The sequence below is a fragment of the Kribbella sp. NPDC051620 genome (assembly GCF_044453825.1).
Taxonomy (GTDB): domain Bacteria; phylum Actinomycetota; class Actinomycetes; order Propionibacteriales; family Kribbellaceae; genus Kribbella.
In genome coordinates this window covers 309,389-329,585 of sequence record NZ_JBITDB010000007.1, presented here as the reverse complement: position 1 = coordinate 329,585, position 20,197 = coordinate 309,389, and the positions used below count along the sequence as shown (strand labels likewise).

At 68.6% G+C, this 20,197-nt stretch carries 13 protein-coding genes; 8 read left to right on the top strand and 5 right to left on the bottom strand.

Annotation, left to right across the window (positions count from 1 at the left end; translation table 11 throughout):
* Window positions 1-9: 9 nt before the first annotated feature.
* The 3 genes from glgX to treZ are packed head-to-tail and all read left to right on the top strand — an operon-like array spanning window position 10 to window position 6,255.
* Entirely contained in the window at window positions 10-2,127 is a 2,118-nt protein-coding gene (glgX, locus tag ACIA12_RS34765; protein ID WP_396371539.1) for a glycogen debranching protein GlgX, read from the top strand.
* Entirely contained in the window at window positions 2,124-4,529 is a 2,406-nt protein-coding gene (gene treY, locus ACIA12_RS34760) for a malto-oligosyltrehalose synthase (protein ID WP_396371538.1), read from the top strand. The genes glgX and treY overlap by 4 nt, the downstream gene beginning before the upstream one ends.
* A gap of 4 nt (window positions 4,530-4,533) precedes the next feature.
* The gene (treZ, locus tag ACIA12_RS34755) at window positions 4,534-6,255 is read left to right on the top strand and encodes a malto-oligosyltrehalose trehalohydrolase (protein WP_396371537.1); all 1,722 of its coding nucleotides are present in this window, start codon (window positions 4,534-4,536) and stop codon (window positions 6,253-6,255) included.
* A 257-nt stretch (window positions 6,256-6,512) separates the two neighbouring features.
* Here treZ and ACIA12_RS34750 read toward each other — a convergent pair whose 3' ends face one another.
* The 5 genes from ACIA12_RS34750 to ACIA12_RS34730 form a co-directional block, all read right to left on the bottom strand.
* Window positions 6,513-6,671, bottom strand: a complete 159-nt coding sequence (locus tag ACIA12_RS34750) for a hypothetical protein (protein ID WP_396371536.1) — start codon at window positions 6,669-6,671, stop codon at window positions 6,513-6,515.
* Window positions 6,672-6,752: 81 nt separating this feature from the next.
* A complete protein-coding gene (locus ACIA12_RS34745; RefSeq protein WP_396371535.1) occupies window positions 6,753-8,405 on the bottom strand; it encodes a right-handed parallel beta-helix repeat-containing protein in 1,653 nt (550 codons plus the stop codon).
* Complete coding sequence (locus tag ACIA12_RS34740; RefSeq protein WP_396371534.1) at window positions 8,405-9,052, bottom strand: LuxR C-terminal-related transcriptional regulator; 648 nt, start codon at window positions 9,050-9,052, stop codon at window positions 8,405-8,407. The genes ACIA12_RS34745 and ACIA12_RS34740 overlap by 1 nt, the downstream gene beginning before the upstream one ends.
* Window positions 9,049-10,320: a hypothetical protein gene (locus tag ACIA12_RS34735; RefSeq protein ID WP_396371533.1), complete on the bottom strand. Its 1,272-nt coding sequence runs from the start codon at window positions 10,318-10,320 to the stop codon at window positions 9,049-9,051. The genes ACIA12_RS34740 and ACIA12_RS34735 overlap by 4 nt, the downstream gene beginning before the upstream one ends.
* Window positions 10,317-12,383 (bottom strand): BTAD domain-containing putative transcriptional regulator, encoded by a 2,067-nt coding sequence (locus tag ACIA12_RS34730; protein ID WP_396371532.1) that lies wholly within the window; start codon window positions 12,381-12,383, stop codon window positions 10,317-10,319. The genes ACIA12_RS34735 and ACIA12_RS34730 overlap by 4 nt, the downstream gene beginning before the upstream one ends.
* 53 nt (window positions 12,384-12,436) lie before the next feature.
* Between ACIA12_RS34730 and ACIA12_RS34725 the strand changes: the two genes are divergently transcribed.
* The 5 genes from ACIA12_RS34725 to ACIA12_RS34705 all read left to right on the top strand — a co-directional run bounded on the left by ACIA12_RS34725 (window position 12,437) and on the right by ACIA12_RS34705 (window position 20,195).
* Window positions 12,437-13,114 (top strand): response regulator transcription factor, encoded by a 678-nt coding sequence (locus ACIA12_RS34725; RefSeq protein ID WP_328333205.1) that lies wholly within the window; start codon window positions 12,437-12,439, stop codon window positions 13,112-13,114.
* Complete coding sequence (locus ACIA12_RS34720; RefSeq protein ID WP_396371531.1) at window positions 13,111-14,373, top strand: sensor histidine kinase; 1,263 nt, start codon at window positions 13,111-13,113, stop codon at window positions 14,371-14,373. Before ACIA12_RS34725 ends, ACIA12_RS34720 begins: the two co-directional genes overlap by 4 nt.
* Before the next feature lie 102 nt (window positions 14,374-14,475).
* The gene (locus ACIA12_RS34715) at window positions 14,476-16,839 is read left to right on the top strand and encodes a fibronectin type III domain-containing protein (protein ID WP_396371530.1); all 2,364 of its coding nucleotides are present in this window, start codon (window positions 14,476-14,478) and stop codon (window positions 16,837-16,839) included.
* A gap of 76 nt (window positions 16,840-16,915) precedes the next feature.
* A complete protein-coding gene (locus tag ACIA12_RS34710) occupies window positions 16,916-17,878 on the top strand; it encodes an AAA family ATPase (protein ID WP_396371529.1) in 963 nt (320 codons plus the stop codon).
* Between the two features lie 52 nt (window positions 17,879-17,930).
* The gene (locus tag ACIA12_RS34705) at window positions 17,931-20,195 is read left to right on the top strand and encodes a fibronectin type III domain-containing protein (RefSeq protein ID WP_396371528.1); all 2,265 of its coding nucleotides are present in this window, start codon (window positions 17,931-17,933) and stop codon (window positions 20,193-20,195) included.
* Window positions 20,196-20,197: the final 2 nt, after the last annotated feature.

Here is a 20,197-nt window from a genome sequence, read left to right as displayed (position 1 = left end):
CGTCATCGGGTGCAGAAATGGCCTGGTCGTCCCTATCCCCTCGGAGCCACGTACGACGGCTCCGGTACGAACTTCGCGCTCTTCTCGGAGGTTGCTCAGCAAGTTGACCTGGCACTGATCGGTGACGACGGATCGGAGCAGTTGGTCCAGCTCACCGAGGTCGACGGGTTCGTCTGGCACGCGTACCTGCCCGCGGTGCAGCCCGGCCAGCGGTACGGGTACCGCGTGCACGGGCCGTACGAGCCGGCGCAGGGTCACCGGTGCAACCCGTCCAAGCTGCTGCTCGACCCGTACGCGAAGGCCATCGACGGGCAGGTCGACGCCGACGAGTCACTGTTCAGCTACCGGTTCGCCAAGCCCGACGAGCTGAACACCATGGACAACCGCGAGCACACGATGCTGTCGGTGGTGACGAACCCCTTCTTCGACTGGGGCAACGACCGGCCGCCGGGGCACGCGTACCACGAGACGGTGATCTACGAGGCGCACGTCAAGGGCCTGACCAAGACCCACCCCGGCCTGCCGGAGGAGATCCGCGGCACGTACGCCGCGATCGGCCACCCGGCGATCATCGAGCACCTCAAGGAGCTCGGGGTGACCGCGATCGAGCTGATGCCGGTGCATCAGTTCGCCCAGGACGGGCACCTCCAGGAACGTGGACTGTCCAACTACTGGGGTTACAACACGATCGGCTTCTTCGCCCCGCACAACGCCTACTCGTCGCTCGGCGGCCGGGGCCAGCAGGTGACCGAGTTCAAGACGATGGTGCAGGCGCTGCACGAGGCCGACATCGAGGTGATCCTCGACGTGGTCTACAACCACACCGCCGAGGGCAACGAGTTCGGTCCGACGCTGTCCTTCAAGGGCATCGACAACGCCGCGTACTACCGGCTGGTCGACTCGGACAAGTCGCACTACTACGACACCACCGGCACCGGGAACAGCCTGCTGATGCGGCACCCGCACGTGCTGCAACTCATCATGGACTCGCTGCGCTACTGGGTCACCGAGATGCACGTGGACGGGTTCCGGTTCGACCTCGCGTCGACGCTGGCCCGTCAGTTCCACGAAGTGGACCGGCTGTCGGCCTTCTTCGACCTGGTCCAGCAGGACCCGGTGGTCAGCCAGGTCAAGCTGATCGCCGAGCCGTGGGACGTCGGCGACGGCGGCTACCAGGTGGGCAACTTCCCGCCGCTGTGGACCGAGTGGAACGGCAAGTACCGCGACACCGTGCGGGACTTCTGGCGCGGGGAGAAGTACACCCTGGCCGAGTTCGGCTCGCGGCTGACCGGCTCGTCCGACCTGTACCGCGACGACAGCCGCCGGCCGCTGGCGAGCATCAACTTCATCACCGCCCACGACGGCTTCACCCTGCGTGACCTGGTCTCGTACAACGACAAGCACAACGACGCCAACGGCGAGGGCGGCAACGACGGCGAGAGCCACAACCGGTCCTGGAACTGCGGCGTCGAGGGCGAGACCGACGACCCGGAGATCCGCAAGCTGCGGGCCAAGCAGCAGCGCAACTTCCTGGCCACGCTGCTGATCTCGCAGGGTGTGCCGATGCTCGCGCACGGCGACGAACAGGGCCGGACCCAGTCGGGCAACAACAACGTCTACTGCCAGGACAACGAGCTCGCCTGGGTGAACTGGGACCTCGACGAGGAGCAGCAGGACCTGCTGGAGTTCACCGGCGAGCTGGTCCGGCTGCGCAACGAGCACCCGGTGTTCCGGCGCCGCCGGTTCTTCCACGGGGACCAAGGGGTCGACGGGCTGGGCGACCTGGTCTGGTTCACCCCTGAGGGCCAGGAGATGCAGGACGGCGACTGGAGTCGCGACGACGCCCGGGCGGTGGCCGTGTTCCTCAACGGCGACGCCATCTCCGAGCCGGACCCCCGTGGTGAGCCAGTGGTCGACGACTCGTTCCTGATCCTGCTGAACAGCAACCACGAGGCCGAGGACTTCCTGCTGCCCGCCAAGGAGTACGGCGAGGCCTGGACGGTGGTGGTGGACACCGTCCGGCCGACCGGTCGCGCAAATGAGGAAGAGCACCCCGCTGGGAGCACCGTGCGGATCGAGGACCACGGCATGCTCGTACTCACCCGGCCGCGGCAGGCAGCGCAGTGACGGCGGTCCCGCAGGCTACCTATCGGGTGCAGATCCGCGCTGACTTCGGCTTCGACGACGCTGCCGAGGTCGTCCCGTACCTGCACAGCCTCGGGATCTCGCACATCTACCTGTCCCCGATCCTGCAGGCCGCGCCCGGGTCCGCTCATGGGTACGACGTCGTGGACCACAGCAGGTTGTCGGAGCCGGCCGGTGGGCGACCAGCCTTCGACCGGCTCGCCGAGCGGCTGGCCGGCCACCGCATGGGGGCGATCGCGGACGTAGTACCGAATCATGTGGCTGTGCCGACTCCTGCGCGGCTCAACGCTGCTCTGTGGTCCGTACTACGGGATGGCCCGGGCTCGCCGTACGCCGAGTGGTTCGACGTCGACTGGGGTTCGGGCAACCAGCCGCTCCTGATGGCAGTGCTCGGCCAGCGGATCGGCAAGGTGCTCGCCGACGGTGAGCTGTCCGTGGACGGCGACGTGCTCCGGTACTACGACCACGAGTACCCACTGCGTCCCGGGACCGAGAACCTGCCGATCGCCGAGCTGGTGACCGAGCAGTGGTACCGGCTGGCGCATTGGAAGGTCGCTGACGAGGAACTGAACTACCGGCGCTTCTTCGACGTCGACACCCTGGCCGCCATCCGCGTGGAGAACCAGGAGGTCTTCGAGACCACCCACGAGCTGCTGTTCTCGCTACTGCACGAGGGGAAGCTCACCGGCTTCCGTATCGACCACCCGGACGGCCTGGCCGACCCGCGCGGGTACCTGCGTCGCCTGGCCGAGCGCACGGGCGGCGCTTGGGTAGTAGTCGAGAAGATCCTGGAGGGCTCTGAAGAACTGCCGGGAGACTGGCCCTGCGCAGGCACTACTGGCTACGACGCACTCCTGCGCGTCGGTGGGCTCTTCGTCGACCCTGCCGGAGCAGCGCCGCTCTCTGCGTTCCACTCGGAGCTCACCGGCGAGCCTGCCGACTTCGCTCAGGTGGTGGAGCAGGCGAAGCGCGAGGTGGTGAAGCACGGCCAGTACGCCGAGGTGCACCGGCTCGTGGAGCTGCTGGCGCGCATCTGCCAGGACGACGTGCGCCTGCGCGACCACACTCGCCGTGCCTTCCATGCGGTGGTTGTCGAGCTGCTGGTCAACTTCGACCGGTACCGGGCTTACGTAGTACCGGGTGAGCAGCCTGATCAGACTGCTGTCCATGCCATGGAGCACGCGACCGAGTTGGCTCGGCGCCACCTGGACGAGGACCAGCAGGAGACGCTGGAGCTCGTCCGGGACCTGCTGCTGGGCCGTGAGGCCGGCACTGCCAGTCGCATCGACGAGCATGCGCGGCACGAGCTGATCGTGCGGTTCCAGCAGACGTGTGGGCCGGTGATGGCCAAGGGGATCGAGGACACCGCCTTCTACCGGTGGTTCCGGCTGACGTCGCTGAACGAGGTCGGTGGGGATCCGTCGCACTTCGGGGTGTCGCCTGAGGAGTTCCACGCGTTCGCCGCCCGGCTGAACGATCGCTGGCCGCGGACGATGACGACGCTGTCCACGCATGACACCAAGCGGTCCGAGGACGTCCGGGCGCGGTTGGGGGTCCTGTCCGAGCAGCCGGAAGCCTGGACGGAGGCGGTGCGGTCGTGGCGGGCGTTGTCGGAGCCGTATCGCGATTCGGGACTGGACGGGAGTACGGAGTACCTGGTCTGGCAGACACTGTTCGGTACCTGGTCCGACGGTCCGATCGCCGAGGAACGCTTGCAGGCTTACGTGTTGAAGGCTGTGCGGGAGGCGAAGCGGCATACCAGCTGGACGTCGTCGGACTCGGACTACGAGTCTTCAGTTGCCGCCTTCATTACGGGGGTGTTGGGGGACTCCAGCGTGCTGGAGGCTGTTGGGCACTTTGCTGCCGGTCAGGCGGAGTATGTGCGAGCGGCGACCCTCGGGCAGAAGTTGGTGCAGCTGACCATGCCGGGGGTGCCTGACGTTTATCAGGGCACGGAGTTGGTTGACCTCTCGCTGGTCGACCCGGACAACAGGCGGCCGGTGGATTACTCGCTGCGGGTTGATCGTCTTGCTCGGCTGGACGCTGGCGCCCGGCCGCATGGTCTGGCCGAGGAGAAGCTGCTGGTGACGGCCAAGGCGCTGCGGTTGCGGCGGCAGAACCCAGAGGCGTTCGCTGGCAGCTACAAGCCGCTACCGACGTCTAGTGGACATGCGGTCGCCTTCTGCCGGGGTGACGCGGTGGTGACGATCGCCACCCGGCTGCCGGTGGCCCTGCATCGCCTGGGCGGCTGGGGAGACAGCACGGTCGTACTGCCTGAGGGGAACTGGCAGGACGTGTTGACTGGTCGCGCAGTGGGTAGTGGATCGGCCCGCATTCGCGAGCTGCTGGAGGACCTACCGGTGGCACTACTCACTAGGAGCTGATGGCTTGCACACCTTCACCGTCTGGGCGCCTGCTGCTTCTGCTGTGTCGTTGGTACTCGACGAGTCGTTTCTGGAGATGCGGCAGGGCGATGGTGGGTGGTGGTCGGTAGAGGTGGCCTCGGCCGGGCATGGGACCTCGTATGCGTTCTCCGTCGACGGTAGCGAGCCGATGCCTGATCCGCGGAGTGCTTGGCAGCCAGCGGGTGTGCATGGGCCCAGCCAGGTCTTTGACTCGTCATTGTTTGAGTGGAGCGACAGTGGTTGGGCCGGGCGGGACGTACGGGGTGCTGTGTTCTATGAGCTGCATCTGGGGACGTTCACGCCGGAGGGGACGCTTGCGGCGGCCGCTGAGCGGCTGGATCACCTTGTGACGTTGGGGGTTGAGGTTGTCTCGCTGATGCCGGTCGCCGCGTTCCCAGGGCGGCATGGCTGGGGTTATGACGGGGTTGACCTGTATGCGGTGCACGAGCCGTACGGCGGGCCTGGTGAGTTGCAGCGGTTCGTGGATCGGTGTCATGCGGTCGGGCTGGCGGTCTGCCTGGACGTCGTCTACAACCACCTCGGGCCGAGTGGGAACTACCTCGAATCCTTCGGGCCTTACTTCACGTCCAAGCACACGACGCCGTGGGGGCCGGCGGTCAATCTCGATGACGTCGGCAGCTCCGAGGTACGCCGGTGGATCTGTGACAACGCGCTGCGGTGGTACCGGGAGTTCCACCTCGACGCGTTGCGGCTGGATGCGGTCCATGCGTTCCTCGACGACAGTCCCCAGCATCTGCTGCAGCAGTTGTCCTCGGAGACCGCCACGCTCTCGGCCGAGTTGGGGCGGCCGCTGGGGCTGGTGGCCGAGTCGGATCTCAACGACCCGCGCACGGTCGAGCCGGTGAGCGACGGTGGGATGGGGATGACGGCGCAGTGGAGTGACGACTTCCACCACGCCTTGCATGTGTTGCTGACCGGGGAGAAGTCCGGATACTACGAGGACTTCGCCGAGCCGGGGGCTTTTGCCAAGGCGCTGACCAAGGTGTTCTTCCATGACGGGTCGTACTCGACCTTCCGGGGCAAGAACTGGGGACGACCGGTGGATCCGTCGAGGCATCGGGGGTCGGAGTTTCTCGCGTACACGTCGAATCACGACCAGGTCGGCAACCGCGCGCTCGGCGACCGGCCGGCCTTGACGCCGGGGCGGTTGGCGATCGGGGCTGCCCTGGTGCTCACTTCGCCGTACACGCCGATGCTTTTCATGGGCGAGGAGTGGGGCGCGTCGACGCCGTTCCTGTACTTCACCGATCACACCGAGCCGGCGCTGGCCGAGGCGGTGCGGGTCGGTCGGCGGCGGGAGTTCGCGGCGTACGGGTGGGACGCGGAGGAGATCCCGGACCCGCAGGATCCGGCGACCTGGCGGCGCTCGGTGCTCTCGTGGAGCGAGGCCGATCAGTCGCCGCATCGCGAGTTGCTGGAGTGGTACCGGGAGTTGCTGGCGTTCCGGGCGGGGAGTGCGGATTTGCGGGATGACCGGCTGACGTCGGTGGGGATCTCGTCCGGCGACTCATGGCTGGTGGTTCGGCGCGGTGGCGTGCGCGTGGTGGTCAACCTGGCGGCCGAGGAGACGGTGGTGCCGATGGATGGCGTACCGGCGTACCGGGTGCTGGCTTTCGGCGCGGCCGACATTGTCACGGACGGTGTTCGAATTGCGGGTGAGAGCGTTGCCATCTTCACGAACTGAAAGATTTTTCCGTGAAGAAACTGTTTACGAAATGTGCGCGTAACGCCTTTGCTCGTTGGAAAGTCTGGACAAACCTGAGAGTTTGTCCGTATTTCGTGAGTAGTTCAAGAATTGCTTGTATTCGGCTCCGTGGTGACGGACTGTAGAGGAGGCCAGCAGGAGCCGCTACCGGGGGGACGACCGGGAGGACACCTATGACTGTCGGAGGCGTTGACACCTACTACGACTACGAAGAGAAGCAGTGGAAGCTCAGGAGGCTAGGCGGCGGCCCCATCGCCCGCGGCCCGGTCTGCCCAGCCCCACGCGCCGTCGAACATCCGGTGGCAGACCGCCGCCAGCCCACCCGAGACCATCACCCCCAGGACGACAAAATCCACGCCTGACGGGACCAGCGCCCACACGAGGCGCCACAGCACCGGTCGCAACCTCACACCGACCGGTGCGGCCCCCCGTAGACCCGTACGCCGCACAGCCTGGTGCCACCTTCGACCACCCCGCTAGCCGGCGGCTGTGTGGATGTCTTCTGAGGTGAGGTGGCGGAGTTCTTCGGTGGTGGGGAGGCGGCCTAGTTTGCGGAGGCGTTGGGACTGGGCCTTGCGGATCGACTCGACCAGGCGGCGGGCTTCCCGGGCGTTGCCGAAGTTGGGGGTGCCGGCGATGCGGTCGAAGTACGCCGTCAGGGGTGGGGCGGCGGCCGGGTCGAGGTGGTAGTCGCCGCCTTCGACCATCCGGCTGGTGATCAGCAGGAGTTCGTCGGCGGAGTAGTTCTCGAACTCGATGGTCTTGGAGAAGCGCGACGCCAGCCCGGGGTTGGCGTCGAGGAAGTCGTTCATCTCGCCGGTGTAGCCGGCCACGATGATGGCGATCTCGTCGCGGTGATCCTCCATCAGTTTGACCAGCGCGTCGATCGCCTCCTGGCCGAAGTCGCCGCCGGTACCGGCCGAGCGCGACAACGTGTACGCCTCGTCGATGAAGAGCACCCCACCCAGCGACTTCTCGAAGACCTGAGCCGTCTTCTCCGCGGTATGACCGATGTACTGCCCGACCAGATCCCGTCGCGAGACCTCGGTGAAGCTGCCGTGCGGCAGTACCCCCAACGCCTTCAGAAGCTTGCCGTACAACCGCGCGACCGTCGTCTTGCCAGTACCAGGCGCGCCCGCGAAGATCAGGTGATGGCTTACCCCGCCGATGCTCAACCCGGCCGTACGCCGCCACTCATTGACCTGGATCTCGTCGACCAACGCATGGACTTCCGACTTCACCCCGGGCAGGCCGACCATCTCGTCCAGGTCGCTGAGCAGATCGTCCAGCGGCCCACCCACCTCGGCGGGCCGGGCCGACGCGCGCTCGACCACCTCGACCGTCGCACCGGTCTCGATCGCGAGGGCAGGCTGGCCGGTGTTGTCTGTCCGGCAGCCTTCGACAGTCCCGCCGCATCCCGGTGAGAACGTGAACGCCGGCCCGCGGGTGTCATGGATGCTGAGCCGCCGCGCGATCGGCGTACTGCCGTTCGCGACTCCGACGCCTTCAGCGCCGGTGGACGAGATCTCCGTGTCGGTGAGCTCCGGCCGGCTGTACTGGTAGACGTAGACACCCCGCCCGCCGCAGACCGAGATCGTGCAGCCGCGGATCAGCGGATCGGAGCCCAAGGCAACGACTATCCCGTCGCCCGAGATCTCGGTGACCACGGTGTCGAGGATCCGCCCGCTCGCGCCCTCGACCACGATGCCGGTCTCGGCGCCCTTGATCGTGCACCGGTCGACGGTGAAGGCGCTGCTCGCGTGCACCGAGATCGCCGGCCGGGTCCTTGACCGGACCGTGCACTGCTCGACGGTCAGCACAGTCCGGTCAACCGAGACGGCCATCCCGCCACCAGCCCGTACTTCGAGCCCGCGCAGCGTCAGCTCGCCGTCGACGGCCCGCACCGTGGGCCAGTCAGCCCCGTCGCCATCCAGTACTACGGTCGCGCCCGGCTCGGCCTGCAACGTGATCGACCGGCCGTTGAGCTCGAGCGTCTCGGCGTACGTGCCGGCCGCGATCGCGACGGCGGCTCCATCGGGTGCCTCGAGCAAGGCGGACCCGATCGTCGGATAGGCACCCAGACGGTCTGCCGCGACGGTGAGCACCCGGCCCTGCAACGGACCAGGCATCAGCTCGCCCGGTCCAGCAGCCAGCCACGGTCGGCCGCCTTCACACCGGCCTGGAAGCGGCTGCGAGCGCCGAGCCGGTTCATGATCTGCGCGACCATCCGGCGTACCGTCCGAACCGAGATGCCCAGCTGGGCGGCGGCGAACTCATCGGTCGCGCCGAGCGACAGCAGCCGCAGCATCTCCTTCTCGCGCCCGGAAAGGTCGGTGTCGACCGGGATGTCGCAGTCGGCCAGCGACACGGCGTCCGGCCACACCCGCTCGAACAGCTCGGTCGCAGTCGTCACCACGCTGTTCAGCCGCAGTACTGCGACGCTGCCGTTGGTCGAGTCGGCCGGGAGGACCGCGATCGAGTTGTCGATGACCAGTGCGTTCATCGGCACCATCGGGACGGTACGGACGGCCACGCCCGCCAGGGACATCGCACCGAGGTGCCTGCACAGCGTCGGCGCGGTCCGGGCGGTGTCGGGGTAGATCGCGCGGTAGCGGATGCCCGGACGGACGTCCCGCGGGCCGAAGGCCGGGCCGCTCGGGGTCAGGGTGCTCATGGCGATCACCGAGTCCTGGGCGTTGGCCAGCAGCGTGGCGATGCCGTCCTGGGCCGGTACCTGGTGGAAGCCGGTGGGGCGGTTCAGCAGTGTGACAGTCATGAGAAGGGGACCCCCAGAGGTAGCGTGGCGGCGACACCGGTGGTGTGCCGCCCGTCGAGGCGTTCCGGCTCCACTCCGAACGAGCGAGCCAGTGTGGTCAGGACGGTGATGGCGGTGTCGAGCGTGGCCGCGTGGGCGGCGGCTACTCGCAGTACTGCGTCGTGCAGAGCGGGTTCGTGGGACTCGGCGGGTGCAGTGACCGTGATGGCCAGGGTGTGCGCGCTCCCTGTACCGGTGCCGAGCAATGTGTCGACAAGTGCTTGAGCAGTGGGCCGTGGGAGCTGGGCGAAGCCGTTGAGTCGTACGCAGACCTGTACGACCGGTCCTGCGGCCCAGGTGGTCCAGCGTTCGCGGATCTGGCCGCGGCCGGCGTTTGCGTGTGCCAGTGCGCCGATCGACGCCAGTAGGTCGGATTCGTCGAGTGGCATGCACTCGATCTGCTCCCGGTCGAAGCGGCGCACCATCCGGCGGACAGTGTTCGCCAGTACCTGGCTGAGCTGCTCGTCCGTGGCGATGTCCGGCGTACGGGACGCAGCTACTGCGACCCACGCCCGCTGGGGCTGCGACTGCTTCGTACCGGTGTGTACTACGAGTTGCACCGACACCCCAACCGGCTGCTCATCGGCGGAGTCCGCAAGTGAACTCAACCGAGGCAGTAGTTGGTGCTGAGCGTCCGAGCCGACCCGGAGCGCGACGCTGGCTCCGGCCGGCCTGCTGAGCATGCCGTATGGCTGTTCCCGGACGGTCAACTCCTGGGCTGACGTGCGGCCGCAGAAGACGCTGACGAGGTTCATCGCCGGGTCGCCGGCCAGGTCCAGCCGGTGGCGGCGTACGAGGAAGGCGAGCAGGATGCCGACCCAGCGGTAGAGCCAGAGCCCGCGGAAGCGTACTGCGGTCAGGAGGATCAGGGAGACGGCTGCCACCGCGGTGAGGATCAGGACGAGTCGCGAGCCGGTGGTGGCTGCGCCGATGGCTACTAGCGCGATCTGCCAGCAGACGATCTGCCCTACTCGGATTGCTCGCTCGGGTAGCTCGATCTCGTCGACGGTGGGTTGCTGTGTCGTGGGCGGGGTAACCAGGTACGAGCGCTGTGGGGTAGCTGCGGCTGTGGTTGTTGCTGCTGCCGCTGGAGGTACAGAGCGTTGGGGGAGGGCTGCGGCGCGGGCTAGCGGAGTACCGACTGAGGTAGCCGTCGGTACTGCGGCCGGGGCGGGGGCGTGGGCAACCTGCTCGCCAGGGGCGGGGGCGGTTGCGGCTGGGGGCCTCATGCGACCCTCGGGTTCTTGGGGGCGACCAGTTCGAGCTTGGCCTGGCCGGTGAGGCGTACGCGGTCTGCGGCGGCTGTCAGTTCGGCCTCGGACTCGGTGGACAGCAGCATGGCGTAGGCGTGGTCGCGGACCAGCGGGTGCAGGGCGAAACGGCCGGGGGCCGGCTCGTCCACCAGGTGCCGGTCGAGTAGCTCGTCGAGCATTGGCTCCACCTCCTGCTGGTCGGCGTCGAGGAGTCGCGCGGCCCGGCGTACGTCGAACTGCGGGGTCATGCTCAGCAGCCGGTAGAACCGGCGTACCGGCTCTTCCAGCTCGTCGTACGTCGAGTCGAACCGCGCGAGGGTGTTGGCGAGCTCTCTCGCGCGGCCCGTCCGATCGCTCAACCGCGCAAGCAGCCGCGCGGCGGTCCACGGTTGGCGATCCCGCACCCGATCACTCAGCTCGCGGAGAGCCCCCGGATGCCCACCGCACACCCGCAAGATCTCCTCATCCGCCACGAGTACCGTGCTCTCGAACGGCCGGATACTCACCGCAACAGCCCGCTCAAGCCCCACCAACCGACTCCGGCTGGTCACCAACACCACCGACCCAGCCGTGTTAGGCATCAACGCCCGCACCTGAGCCACATCCACCACGTCATCCAGCACCAACAAAACCCGAGGCGCCACCTCCCGCCACAACGCCCCCAACTCATCTGTTGCCTCAGGCAACTGCTCTTTGAATCCAACCCGCCGAAGCAATCGTCCCAACGCCTCAGCAGTACCAACCGGCTCGTTGCCATGGGCCCGCAGATCCAAGTACATCTGCCGCTCCGGTCCACCATCAGCCAGCACCCCAGCAGCCTCCAGCACAAAGGCGGTCTTCCCAACCCCAGCCATCCCATCAACAGTCACCACCGCAACCCCGCCGACCTCCGGCCGGCGCCCGGACAGAGCCGGGCCCGCGGTGCGACTCGCCACGGCGGAGCCGCTGGCGGCGGAGGCGGGAGCTGCCCCGGCCCCGGCAACTGCTCTGGGAGCCGGCGCGCGGCGGGCGGTCGACTCGGCTGCTCCGCCAGGCAGAGCCCGGCTGTCGCGAGCGAGGCTGCGGTCCGCCGCGGCGGAGCCGCTGGCGTCGGGGGCGCAGCGCTCGCCGCCCCCCACCCCACCAACTGCTGCGGGAGGTCCCCCGCCGTCCACTCCAGCTACTGCTGCGCGGAGCGCGGCTAGCTCAGCTTGGCGGCCGGTGAAGTGGGAGATCCTCGGGGGGAGGTCGGACTGCGGGGTGGTTGGTGTGCGGAGCTCGGTGGTGGCTGGGGCTGGGGGTTCTTCGTTGAGGATTTGCTGGTGGAGGGTGACCAGTTCGGCGCCGGGTTCTATGCCTAGTTCTCGGACCAGGGTGGTGCGGGCTCGTTGGTAGGCCGACAGGGCGTCGTGGCGGCGGCCGGTTTGGTGGAGGGTGGTCATGAGTTTGGTCCAGGCGTGTTCACGCAGGGGTTCCTCGTCCGTCAGGGCTCGGAGGAGGGCGATCGCGTCGGCTGGGCGGCCGAGGGCCAGGTGGGCGTCGGCCAGGTCTTCGCGCAGGGAGCGGTGTAGTTCGGTGAGCCGGTCGACGGCGGTGGAGGCGTCGCCCGTCAGGCCGTCGTACGGGCAGCCGCGCCACAGGCCTAGAGCATGTTCGACGACGACAGCAGCTTCCTCGGCCGAGCCGTCGGTGAGCAGCCGGCGTGCCTCGTCCGACAGGCCGGCCGCGACGTCGGCGTCCAGCTCGCCCGGCAACACGGTGACCCGGTACGCGCCCGGGCGGCTCTCGATCCGCTCGCCCGGTAGAGCCCGCCGCAACTGCCACACGTACGTCTTCAGGTTGCGCTGGGCGGATGCCGGCGGTTCGCCAACTGACCAGACCGCGTCGATCAGCTGATCCGTGCTGACCCACGCGTTGCGGTGCAGCAGGAGCAGCGTGAGCATCGTGGCTGGCTTGCCGCCGCAGACGTCGATCGGGGCTCCGTCGGGCCCGTCGACCTCGAGCGGGCCCAGCACCCGGAAGGCGATCCGGGCCGGAGTGTGCGCTGAGTGACCGTTCATGACACATACGATCCGTGTCGACGATGACATTTCGATGACACACGAGGCCCAGCGTGCGCGTACTGGTGGTAGAGGACGACGAGGACCTGCGAATCGCGATCTCCGCGGGCCTCCGGACAGCTGCGCTGGCGGTCGACAGCGTCGGTGACATAGCTACAGCAGACGAAGCATTGTGGGTGAATTCCTACGACTGTGTGGTGTTCGACCGGATGCTGCCGGACGGCGACTCGATCGTCTACATCCGCAGTCGCCGGCAAGAGGGCTGGGCGGTCCCGGTCCTCTTCCTGACCGCAAGGGATAGCCTTGCCGACCGCGTGGACGGTTTCGAGCACGGCGGCGACGACTACCTGGTCAAGCCGTTCGCCGTGGCCGAGCTGACCGCCCGCGTGCTGAGCCTGTGTCGCCGAGCCGGTACCGGCCGCCCGCCGGTACTCCGGTACGCCGACGTCGAGGTGGACACCGGGCGGCGGGAGGTCCGCCGGGCGGGCGTACTGCTGACCCTGACTGCAAAGGAGTTCTCCGTGCTGGAGTACCTGATGGTCCGGCCCGAGCAGGCCGTGTCCCGGTCGGCTCTGATCGAGCACTGCTGGGACGCGGCGGCCGACCCGATGTCGAACGTCGTCGACGTGACCATCAGGCGCCTGCGCAACAAGCTGCGGCAGCCCGAGCTGATCCAAGCAGTCCGCGGCCAGGGGTACCGGCTGACGACCGCCGCTGGTGACGCCGGATGAGAGGGCCATCGGCCGAGCGCCTCCGCCGCCTCCGCTGGCGACTCACCGCGCTCTTCACGGTGATGAATACGGTCGGCCTGATCGTGCTCGCCCCACTGGTCCTGATCCTCGACTCCGGCCGCCGCACCGACAACCTCGATGGCCAGCTCGACAGCGTCATCCAGCCCGTACTGCGCCTAGTGACCGACAGCAATGGCGCCCTGAGCGTCCAGGGCGCACTCAAGGACCGCCTGGCAGCCGAGTGTCCGCAGTACGCCGTACTGCCCAGCGACCCGTCCGAGTTCGCGCCAGCGAAGAGCCAGAAGGACTGCGCACCGATGGACAGCGCAGTGCTGGATGCTGTCGTCCACAGCGCAGTGGCGGACCCTGGTGTCACGGTGGCCGACCGGACCGACAGGAACGGCTCCAAGGTCCGCATCATGGCGGTGGCCTTCAAGGATTCGACCAGTGTGCAACCGATCGGAGCAGTGCTGGCCTGGCAACTCACCAGCGATCAGGACAGCGCGCACAACCGGCTCGTGCTCACCGTGCTCATCAGCTGTGCCGTCCTGATCGGGGCAGCGGCAATAGCCGGGTACTGGCTGTCCGGCCGAGCAATCCGCCCAGCGATGGCTGCGCTCGAGCAGCAGGAGGTGCTGCTCGCCGAGACCGCGCATGACCTCCGTACTCCGGTCGCAGCCCTTCGTGCGTTGGCGGAAACGGCTGCGCAGGACCCACAGCAGCGCGCGGAACTGCTGCCGCGAACAGTCCGCCTGGCAGGCCGTATGGGTGACATCATCGACGGCCTGCTCGTCCGCGCCCGGCTAGCGGCCGGTGTCGAACACCTGACCATGCAACCGGTCTGGCTGGACCAGCTCGTGGCCGGCGTCGTCGAGGACATGCCACCCGGCTCGGCGCGGATCTCAGTGGTGACCGCGCCCACCAAGGTGCGAGCCGATCCGGCCTTGCTGCAAAGGGCGATCGGCAACCTGCTCGACAACGCGATGCGGCACGGCCGTGCTCCCGGCGCGGCCCAGGCCATCGTCACCGTGACGGTCGCCGACGGCCGGGTGACAGTGGCCGACCAGGGCCCTGGGATCGATCCCGCGATCGGCGAGGACATGTTCGAGCGGTACAGCAGCGGCGGCGGTTCCTCCGGCCTCGGCCTGTCGATCGTCCGCTGGGTCGCCCTGTCGCACGGCGGCGACCTGCAGGTCTACAACGCCGACGAGGGCGGCGCCATCTTCGAATTCCGCATCCCGGTCGCGACCGACCTGTGACGCGAAGGATTTCCCTTCCACTGAAGCCTGCGGCGGTGCGGAGAACCGGCGTGGACCAGATCTGGACCCTGGCTGTACCCGGGGTGCTTTAGCCTCAGGGCTGTGAAGGCAATCACTCAGCTGCGTCGGCGCCTCACACTGCGTCACGCCGGGGACCTCGGCGAGCCGCAGGGGCGGCGTGCCCGGGCTACCCTCGCCGCGGTGATCGCCGGCTGCATGGTGATCACCGGTGTCGCCGTGGCCGGGGCAGGCAAGGCCTCGCCGGGCCTGAAGTTCGCCCGTCAGGGCCAGTGGATCTACAACAGCACGCTGGGCAAGATCTTTCACGTCAACGGCTCGACCAAGAACGTCGACAGCCAGGTGCCGCTGGCCGGCGCGGGGCCGGGCACGCAGATCGTCGAGACGGACGAGAACTTCTACGCCTTGGCCCGCGGCCGGACCTTCCAGTTCGGCCAGTCGGACCTGCAGGTGCTGGATCCGGTGCCGGCGCCGCCCGACGAGCAGCCGGTCGGACTCTCCGGTGGTGGCGCGGCCTTCGCGGTCTACCGCAACGCGGGCAGCATCGCGCGGTTGGGCCAGCGGCCTGTCATCGACAAGCCCGGCGTACCGCTCGGGCCGCCGGTCGTCACGTCCAGCGGGACCTTGTGGGTGCACAGGTTGGACAGCGGCCAGCTCTGCCAGTTGCCGATCGACGCCGATCGGCTCACCTGCCCGGCCAAGACCCCGGTCGGGCACAGTGGCGCGCTGACCCTCATCGGCGACGACCAGGTCGTCTTCGTCGACCTCACCGGCCGTTCCCTGTACGCCATCGACGGCGGCGGACTCGGCAAGCAAGCACAGCTCCCGCTGCCCGCATTGCCTGCCGACACGGTCGTCGCTCAGAACGACGTGGCCGGCCGGATCGCGATCGTCACCCCGGAACAGAACGTCCTGTACCTGGTCGACACCGCCGAGCTGAGAAGCGGCAAGACGGCAGCTGCGCCGCTGCGGACGGAACTGCCTGAGGGCCGGTACGAGCGGATGGCGTCCTCCGGCCAGAGCCTCGCGCTGCTCGACGATCGCAGCGGCACGCTCATCACCGTCGACCGCGAGGGCAACCAGCGAGCAAAGAAGCAGCTCGCGCCGCCGTCGCGGCAGGCCAAGCTCTCCCCGGATGACAAGTCCGGCCTGTACCGCGGCGCTGACTCTCGCCTGTACGTGGCGAACAAGTCCGGCGAGGAGGTGATGGTCGTCGACGACACCGGCGAGGTGACCCCGGTCGACACGAGCAAGCCCGAGCCCGCCTCGCCCAAGCCGACCCAGCCCGCCGAGCACCCAACGACGCGGCCTACCCAACCACCGCCGGTCCAGCCCACCACGCAGCCGCCGAGCCAGCCAACGACCCACCCAACTACGCAGCCGACCCGGCAACCCACGCACAAGCAGCCGCCGAACCCGCCGCCCGGCAGGCCGAGCGGCGAACCCACCCAGCGCCCGTCGGAGAACCACCCGCCCACCCAGCGCCCGCCCACCCAGCGACCGCCTACGCAGCCGCCGCCCACCAGCAAGCCGGACCCGAAGCCGACCGTCCAGGCCAGCCGGCCGGGAGCCCCCAGCAACGTGTCCGGCAAGGCCGGCACGGGTTCCGCCCTGGTCAACTGGGGAGCCGCCGCGTCCAACGGCGCCGCCATCACGGCGTACCAGGTGAGCTGGAGTGGCGGCACCAAGAAGCTGGGCGCCGGAGTCCGTAGTACGACCATCACCGGCCTCACCAACGGCACCGCCTACACCTTCACCGTCCGCGCCACCAACCGCGTCGGTACCGGCCCAGGCGCCAGCACCACCCGCCTGACCCCCGATGGCGGCGCCCCCGATGCCCCCGGCAACTTCACCGCGCAGCCCGGCAGCGGCAAGGTGGCGATGAGCTGGTCGCGACCGGCCCTGCACGGTGGCACCCTGCAGGGTTATGACGTGGCTGCCAACGTCACCTCGGGCGGTGGCACGAGCAAGGCTGACACCGCGACCACCACCCGCTGGACCTTCACCGGACTGACCAACGGGGCGACGTACCGGGTCACCGTCCAGGCCGTGGTCAAGGACGCCCAGGGCCGACTCGTCCTGGGCAAGACCGCCAGTCGTACGGTCAAGGTCGGCGGCGGAAGCAGCTCCGGCGCGAGTCTGACGGCGTCGCGCGGCGCGAGCACCACCCACGGCAGTGGCGAGCGCGCCTGCAACCCGCCGGGCTGTGCCTACATCAAGGTGGTCGGCAAGGGCCTCAAACCCGACACGGCCTACTTCTTCCAACCATTCACAACCCGGTGGCAACCCTCTAACACCGGCGCGACCCTCACTACCGAGTCCGACGGCAGCATCGTTCTCGACGACCGGTTCGCCACCGACGCACCTGGACAGCAGGTCTGGGTGGTGGCGACAGCTGACGGCGAACCAACCCTCAGGTCCAACAAGTTCACTTGGAGCACCCCATGAACGAGCGCAGCGAGTTCATCATCGAAGACAGGGCGCTGTCGCGCTCATCCGCGCCCGGAGCGAAGCGAGGACGCGGATGAGCGCGACCATTCCCCCTGGCGAGGCGTACCGACTGGTCGCGGACAACCTGCAGAAGGTCATCCACGGCAAGCCGGAGGTCGTCCGGCTCGCGCTGACCGCGCTGTTCGCCGAGGGGCATCTGCTGATCGAGGACGTGCCCGGCCTGGGCAAGACGACGCTGGCCCGGTGCATCGCGCGCAGCATCGACGCGACCTGGAACCGGATCCAGTTCACCCCTGACCTGCTGCCCGGCGACATCACCGGCGTGATGGTCTACCACCAGGGCAACGAGACGTTCGAGTTCCACCCGGGGGGCATCTTCGCCAACGTGGTGGTCGCCGACGAGATCAACCGCGGTACGCCGAAGACGCAGTCCGCGCTGCTCGAGGTGATGGCCGAGCGCCGGGTCACCGTCGACTCGATCACCCGCGCGGTACCGGACCCGTTCCTGGTGATCGGCACCCAGAACCCGATCGAGATGGAGGGCACTTACCGGCTGCCGGAGGCGCAGCTCGACCGGTTCCTGATGCGGATCGAGATCGGCTACCCCGACCACGACGCCGAGGTCCGGATCGTGCTCGGCGACACCGGCCGGATCGGCCCCGACTCGCTCAGCCCGGTGATCGACGTACCGGCGCTGCGCAACGCCATCGCCGCCGTCCGGTCCGTGCATGTCGACCCGGCGATCAGCTCGTACGCCGTGAAGCTCGCCTCAGCGACTCGCGAGCACACGGCCGTCCGGTACGGCGCCAGCCCACGCGGCAGCATCTCGCTGGTCCGGGCGGCCCGCGCGTTCGCCGCAACGGACGGCCGGGCGTTCACCACCCCGGACGACGTCAAGCAGGTCGCGATGCCGGTGCTCGCTCACCGGCTGGTCCTCACCCCGGACGCGGAGCTGAGCCAGCGCCCGCCGTCCTCGGTCGTGGACGAAGTACTGGCCGCCACGCCGGCCCCGACCGCCAGCGTCGGGAGCGCCTGACCGGGGCGGTTGGCCGGACACAGGCGAGTAGCAAGCGACCAAGGAGACGGGGATGAGCGACGTGAAGCCGATCTGGCGAGCGAGGGCCGCGCTGGCGGCGGTGGTGGCGGTCTGCATGGTCGCGACCGTCGTCGCCGTCTCCGGTGCGGGTGCGTCGAACGCGGGGATGCGGTTCGTCCAGTCCGGGCACCTCGTCTACAACAGCACGCTGGGCAAGGTCTTCCACATCGACGGCGGCACCAAGAGTGTCGACAGCGAGGTCGACGTGCCCGGCGCGGAGCCGGGTTCGCCGTCCGCGCAGTCGGACCAGAACGGCTTCGTACTCGCCGACGGCCGGACGATCGAGTGGGGCAAGTCGGACCTCAAGGTGCTCGACCCGCAGCCGGCGCCGTCGACGGAGAAGCCGGTCGCGCTCGAGGTCGCCGGTGTGGTCTACGCCGTCTACCGCAAGTCAGGCTCCGTCGTCCGGCTGGGCGGCGAGCGTGCCGTGATGACCACGGCCGGTCCGCTCGGCCAGCCGGTCGCGACCTCGGACGGCACTGTGTGGGTGTACGGGCTCGAATCCGGCCAGGTGTGTCAGGCAGCCCTCCAGGCCACCCGCCTGACCTGTACTGCGAAAGTCCCGCTCGGCCATGCGGGCATGCTGACTCTGATCGGCAACCAGCCGGTGTTCCTCGACCTCGACGCCAAGGAGCTGCGAGAGGTAGGCCAGGCCGGGTTCGGCCGGAAGATGTCGCTTGAGGGCGTGCAGTTGTCGCCCAACTCGATCGTCGCCGCCAACGACGTTGCTGGTCGGGTGGCGATCCTCGACCCGCAGAAGAACGTGCTGCAGCTCGTGGACGCCTCGCCGCTGACCAGTGGATCGACTCCCAAGGCTCCCGTCAAGCCGACGGCGATCTCGCTCGGCGCCGGCCGGTACGACCAGATCGCCTCCTCCGGTACGGGTCTGGCGCTGATCGACACCTCCGGCGACGGCACGGTGGTGACCCTCGACCGGGATGGCAAACAGCAGCAGGCCCGGAAGATCCCCACGGCGTCGAAGCAGGCACCCAGGGCGCCGGGCGACCGGCCGCGGCTGTCGCGCGGTGGCGACTCGCGGCTGTACGTCGACGGCGTCGCGGGCGAGCACGTGATGGTTGTCGAAGGCAACGGTCAGGTGACCGAGGTGGCCACGAACGGCGAGGGCGGCCAGAAGACGCCCAAACCGGGGAAGCCGAAGCCGTCCCAGCCCGTCCCGCCGTCGTCGAAGCCGACCAAGCCGGTCGAGCCATCAGGCACCAACGGCCCACCCCAGCCGCCGCGAACCCGCCAACCGGAAGGCCCCGGCCAACCGCAGGGGCCGGGCAAGCCGGAGGGGTCAGGCAAGCCGAAGGGTCCCGAAAAGCCTGGCGGCACGGAGAAACCTGAGCCGCCACCGCCGACGAAGACTGCCCCGCCGAAGCCACCCGCGCCGCCGACCATCACGGCGAGCCGGCCGGGCGCGCCACGCAACGTCTCCGCCAAGGCAGGCAATGCCTCCGCCTCGATCACGTGGGGTGCGGCGGCGGCCAACGGAGCCGCCATCACCTCGTACGTCGTGACGTGGGCCGGCGGGAGCAAGACCGTCGCCGGCTCGGTCCGCGGAGTCACCGCGACCGGTCTGACCAACGGGCAGTCGTACAGCTTCGCCGTACGCGCGCTGAACCGTGTCGGTACCGGCCCGAGCGTCTCGTCCGCCCGCGTCACGCTGGGCGCCGCGGCAGACGCACCCGGTCGGCTGACTGCCAACCCGTCGTCGGGTGCGGTGACGCTGTCCTGGCGCCGACCGAACCTCAACGGGGGAACGCTGGTGAGCTACGGGATCAGCCAGAACGGCGACTCCAGGAAGTCCACCGGTACGAGCTACCGCTGGACCGGCCTGACCAACGGCAAGCGCTACACTTTCGTGGTCACCACCGTCACCAAGACCGCCGATGGACGGGTCCTGGTCGGCGCCGGCGCGACGGTCAGCGCCACACCGACAGCGCCTGGCGGCAACGGCAGGCTGAGGATCAGCAAGGGCACGGCCGTCGACAGCGATCCGGACGTCTGCGAGCCCGGCAAGTGCTTCAACATCCACATCCGGGCCACCGGGCTGCAACCGAACACCACCTACATGTTCCAGGGCCACACCACGAACTACGGCGAACTGCACAAGGACGGTCCAGAGGGCATCGAGTCCGACAGCCAGGGTGTGATCGACGTGCAGAAGTTCTACAACGACGACACCGAGGGCCAGGTCTGGGTCACCGCCACCGGTCCCGGGATCCCGCCGAAGTCGAACGTCCTGGACTGGTGAGG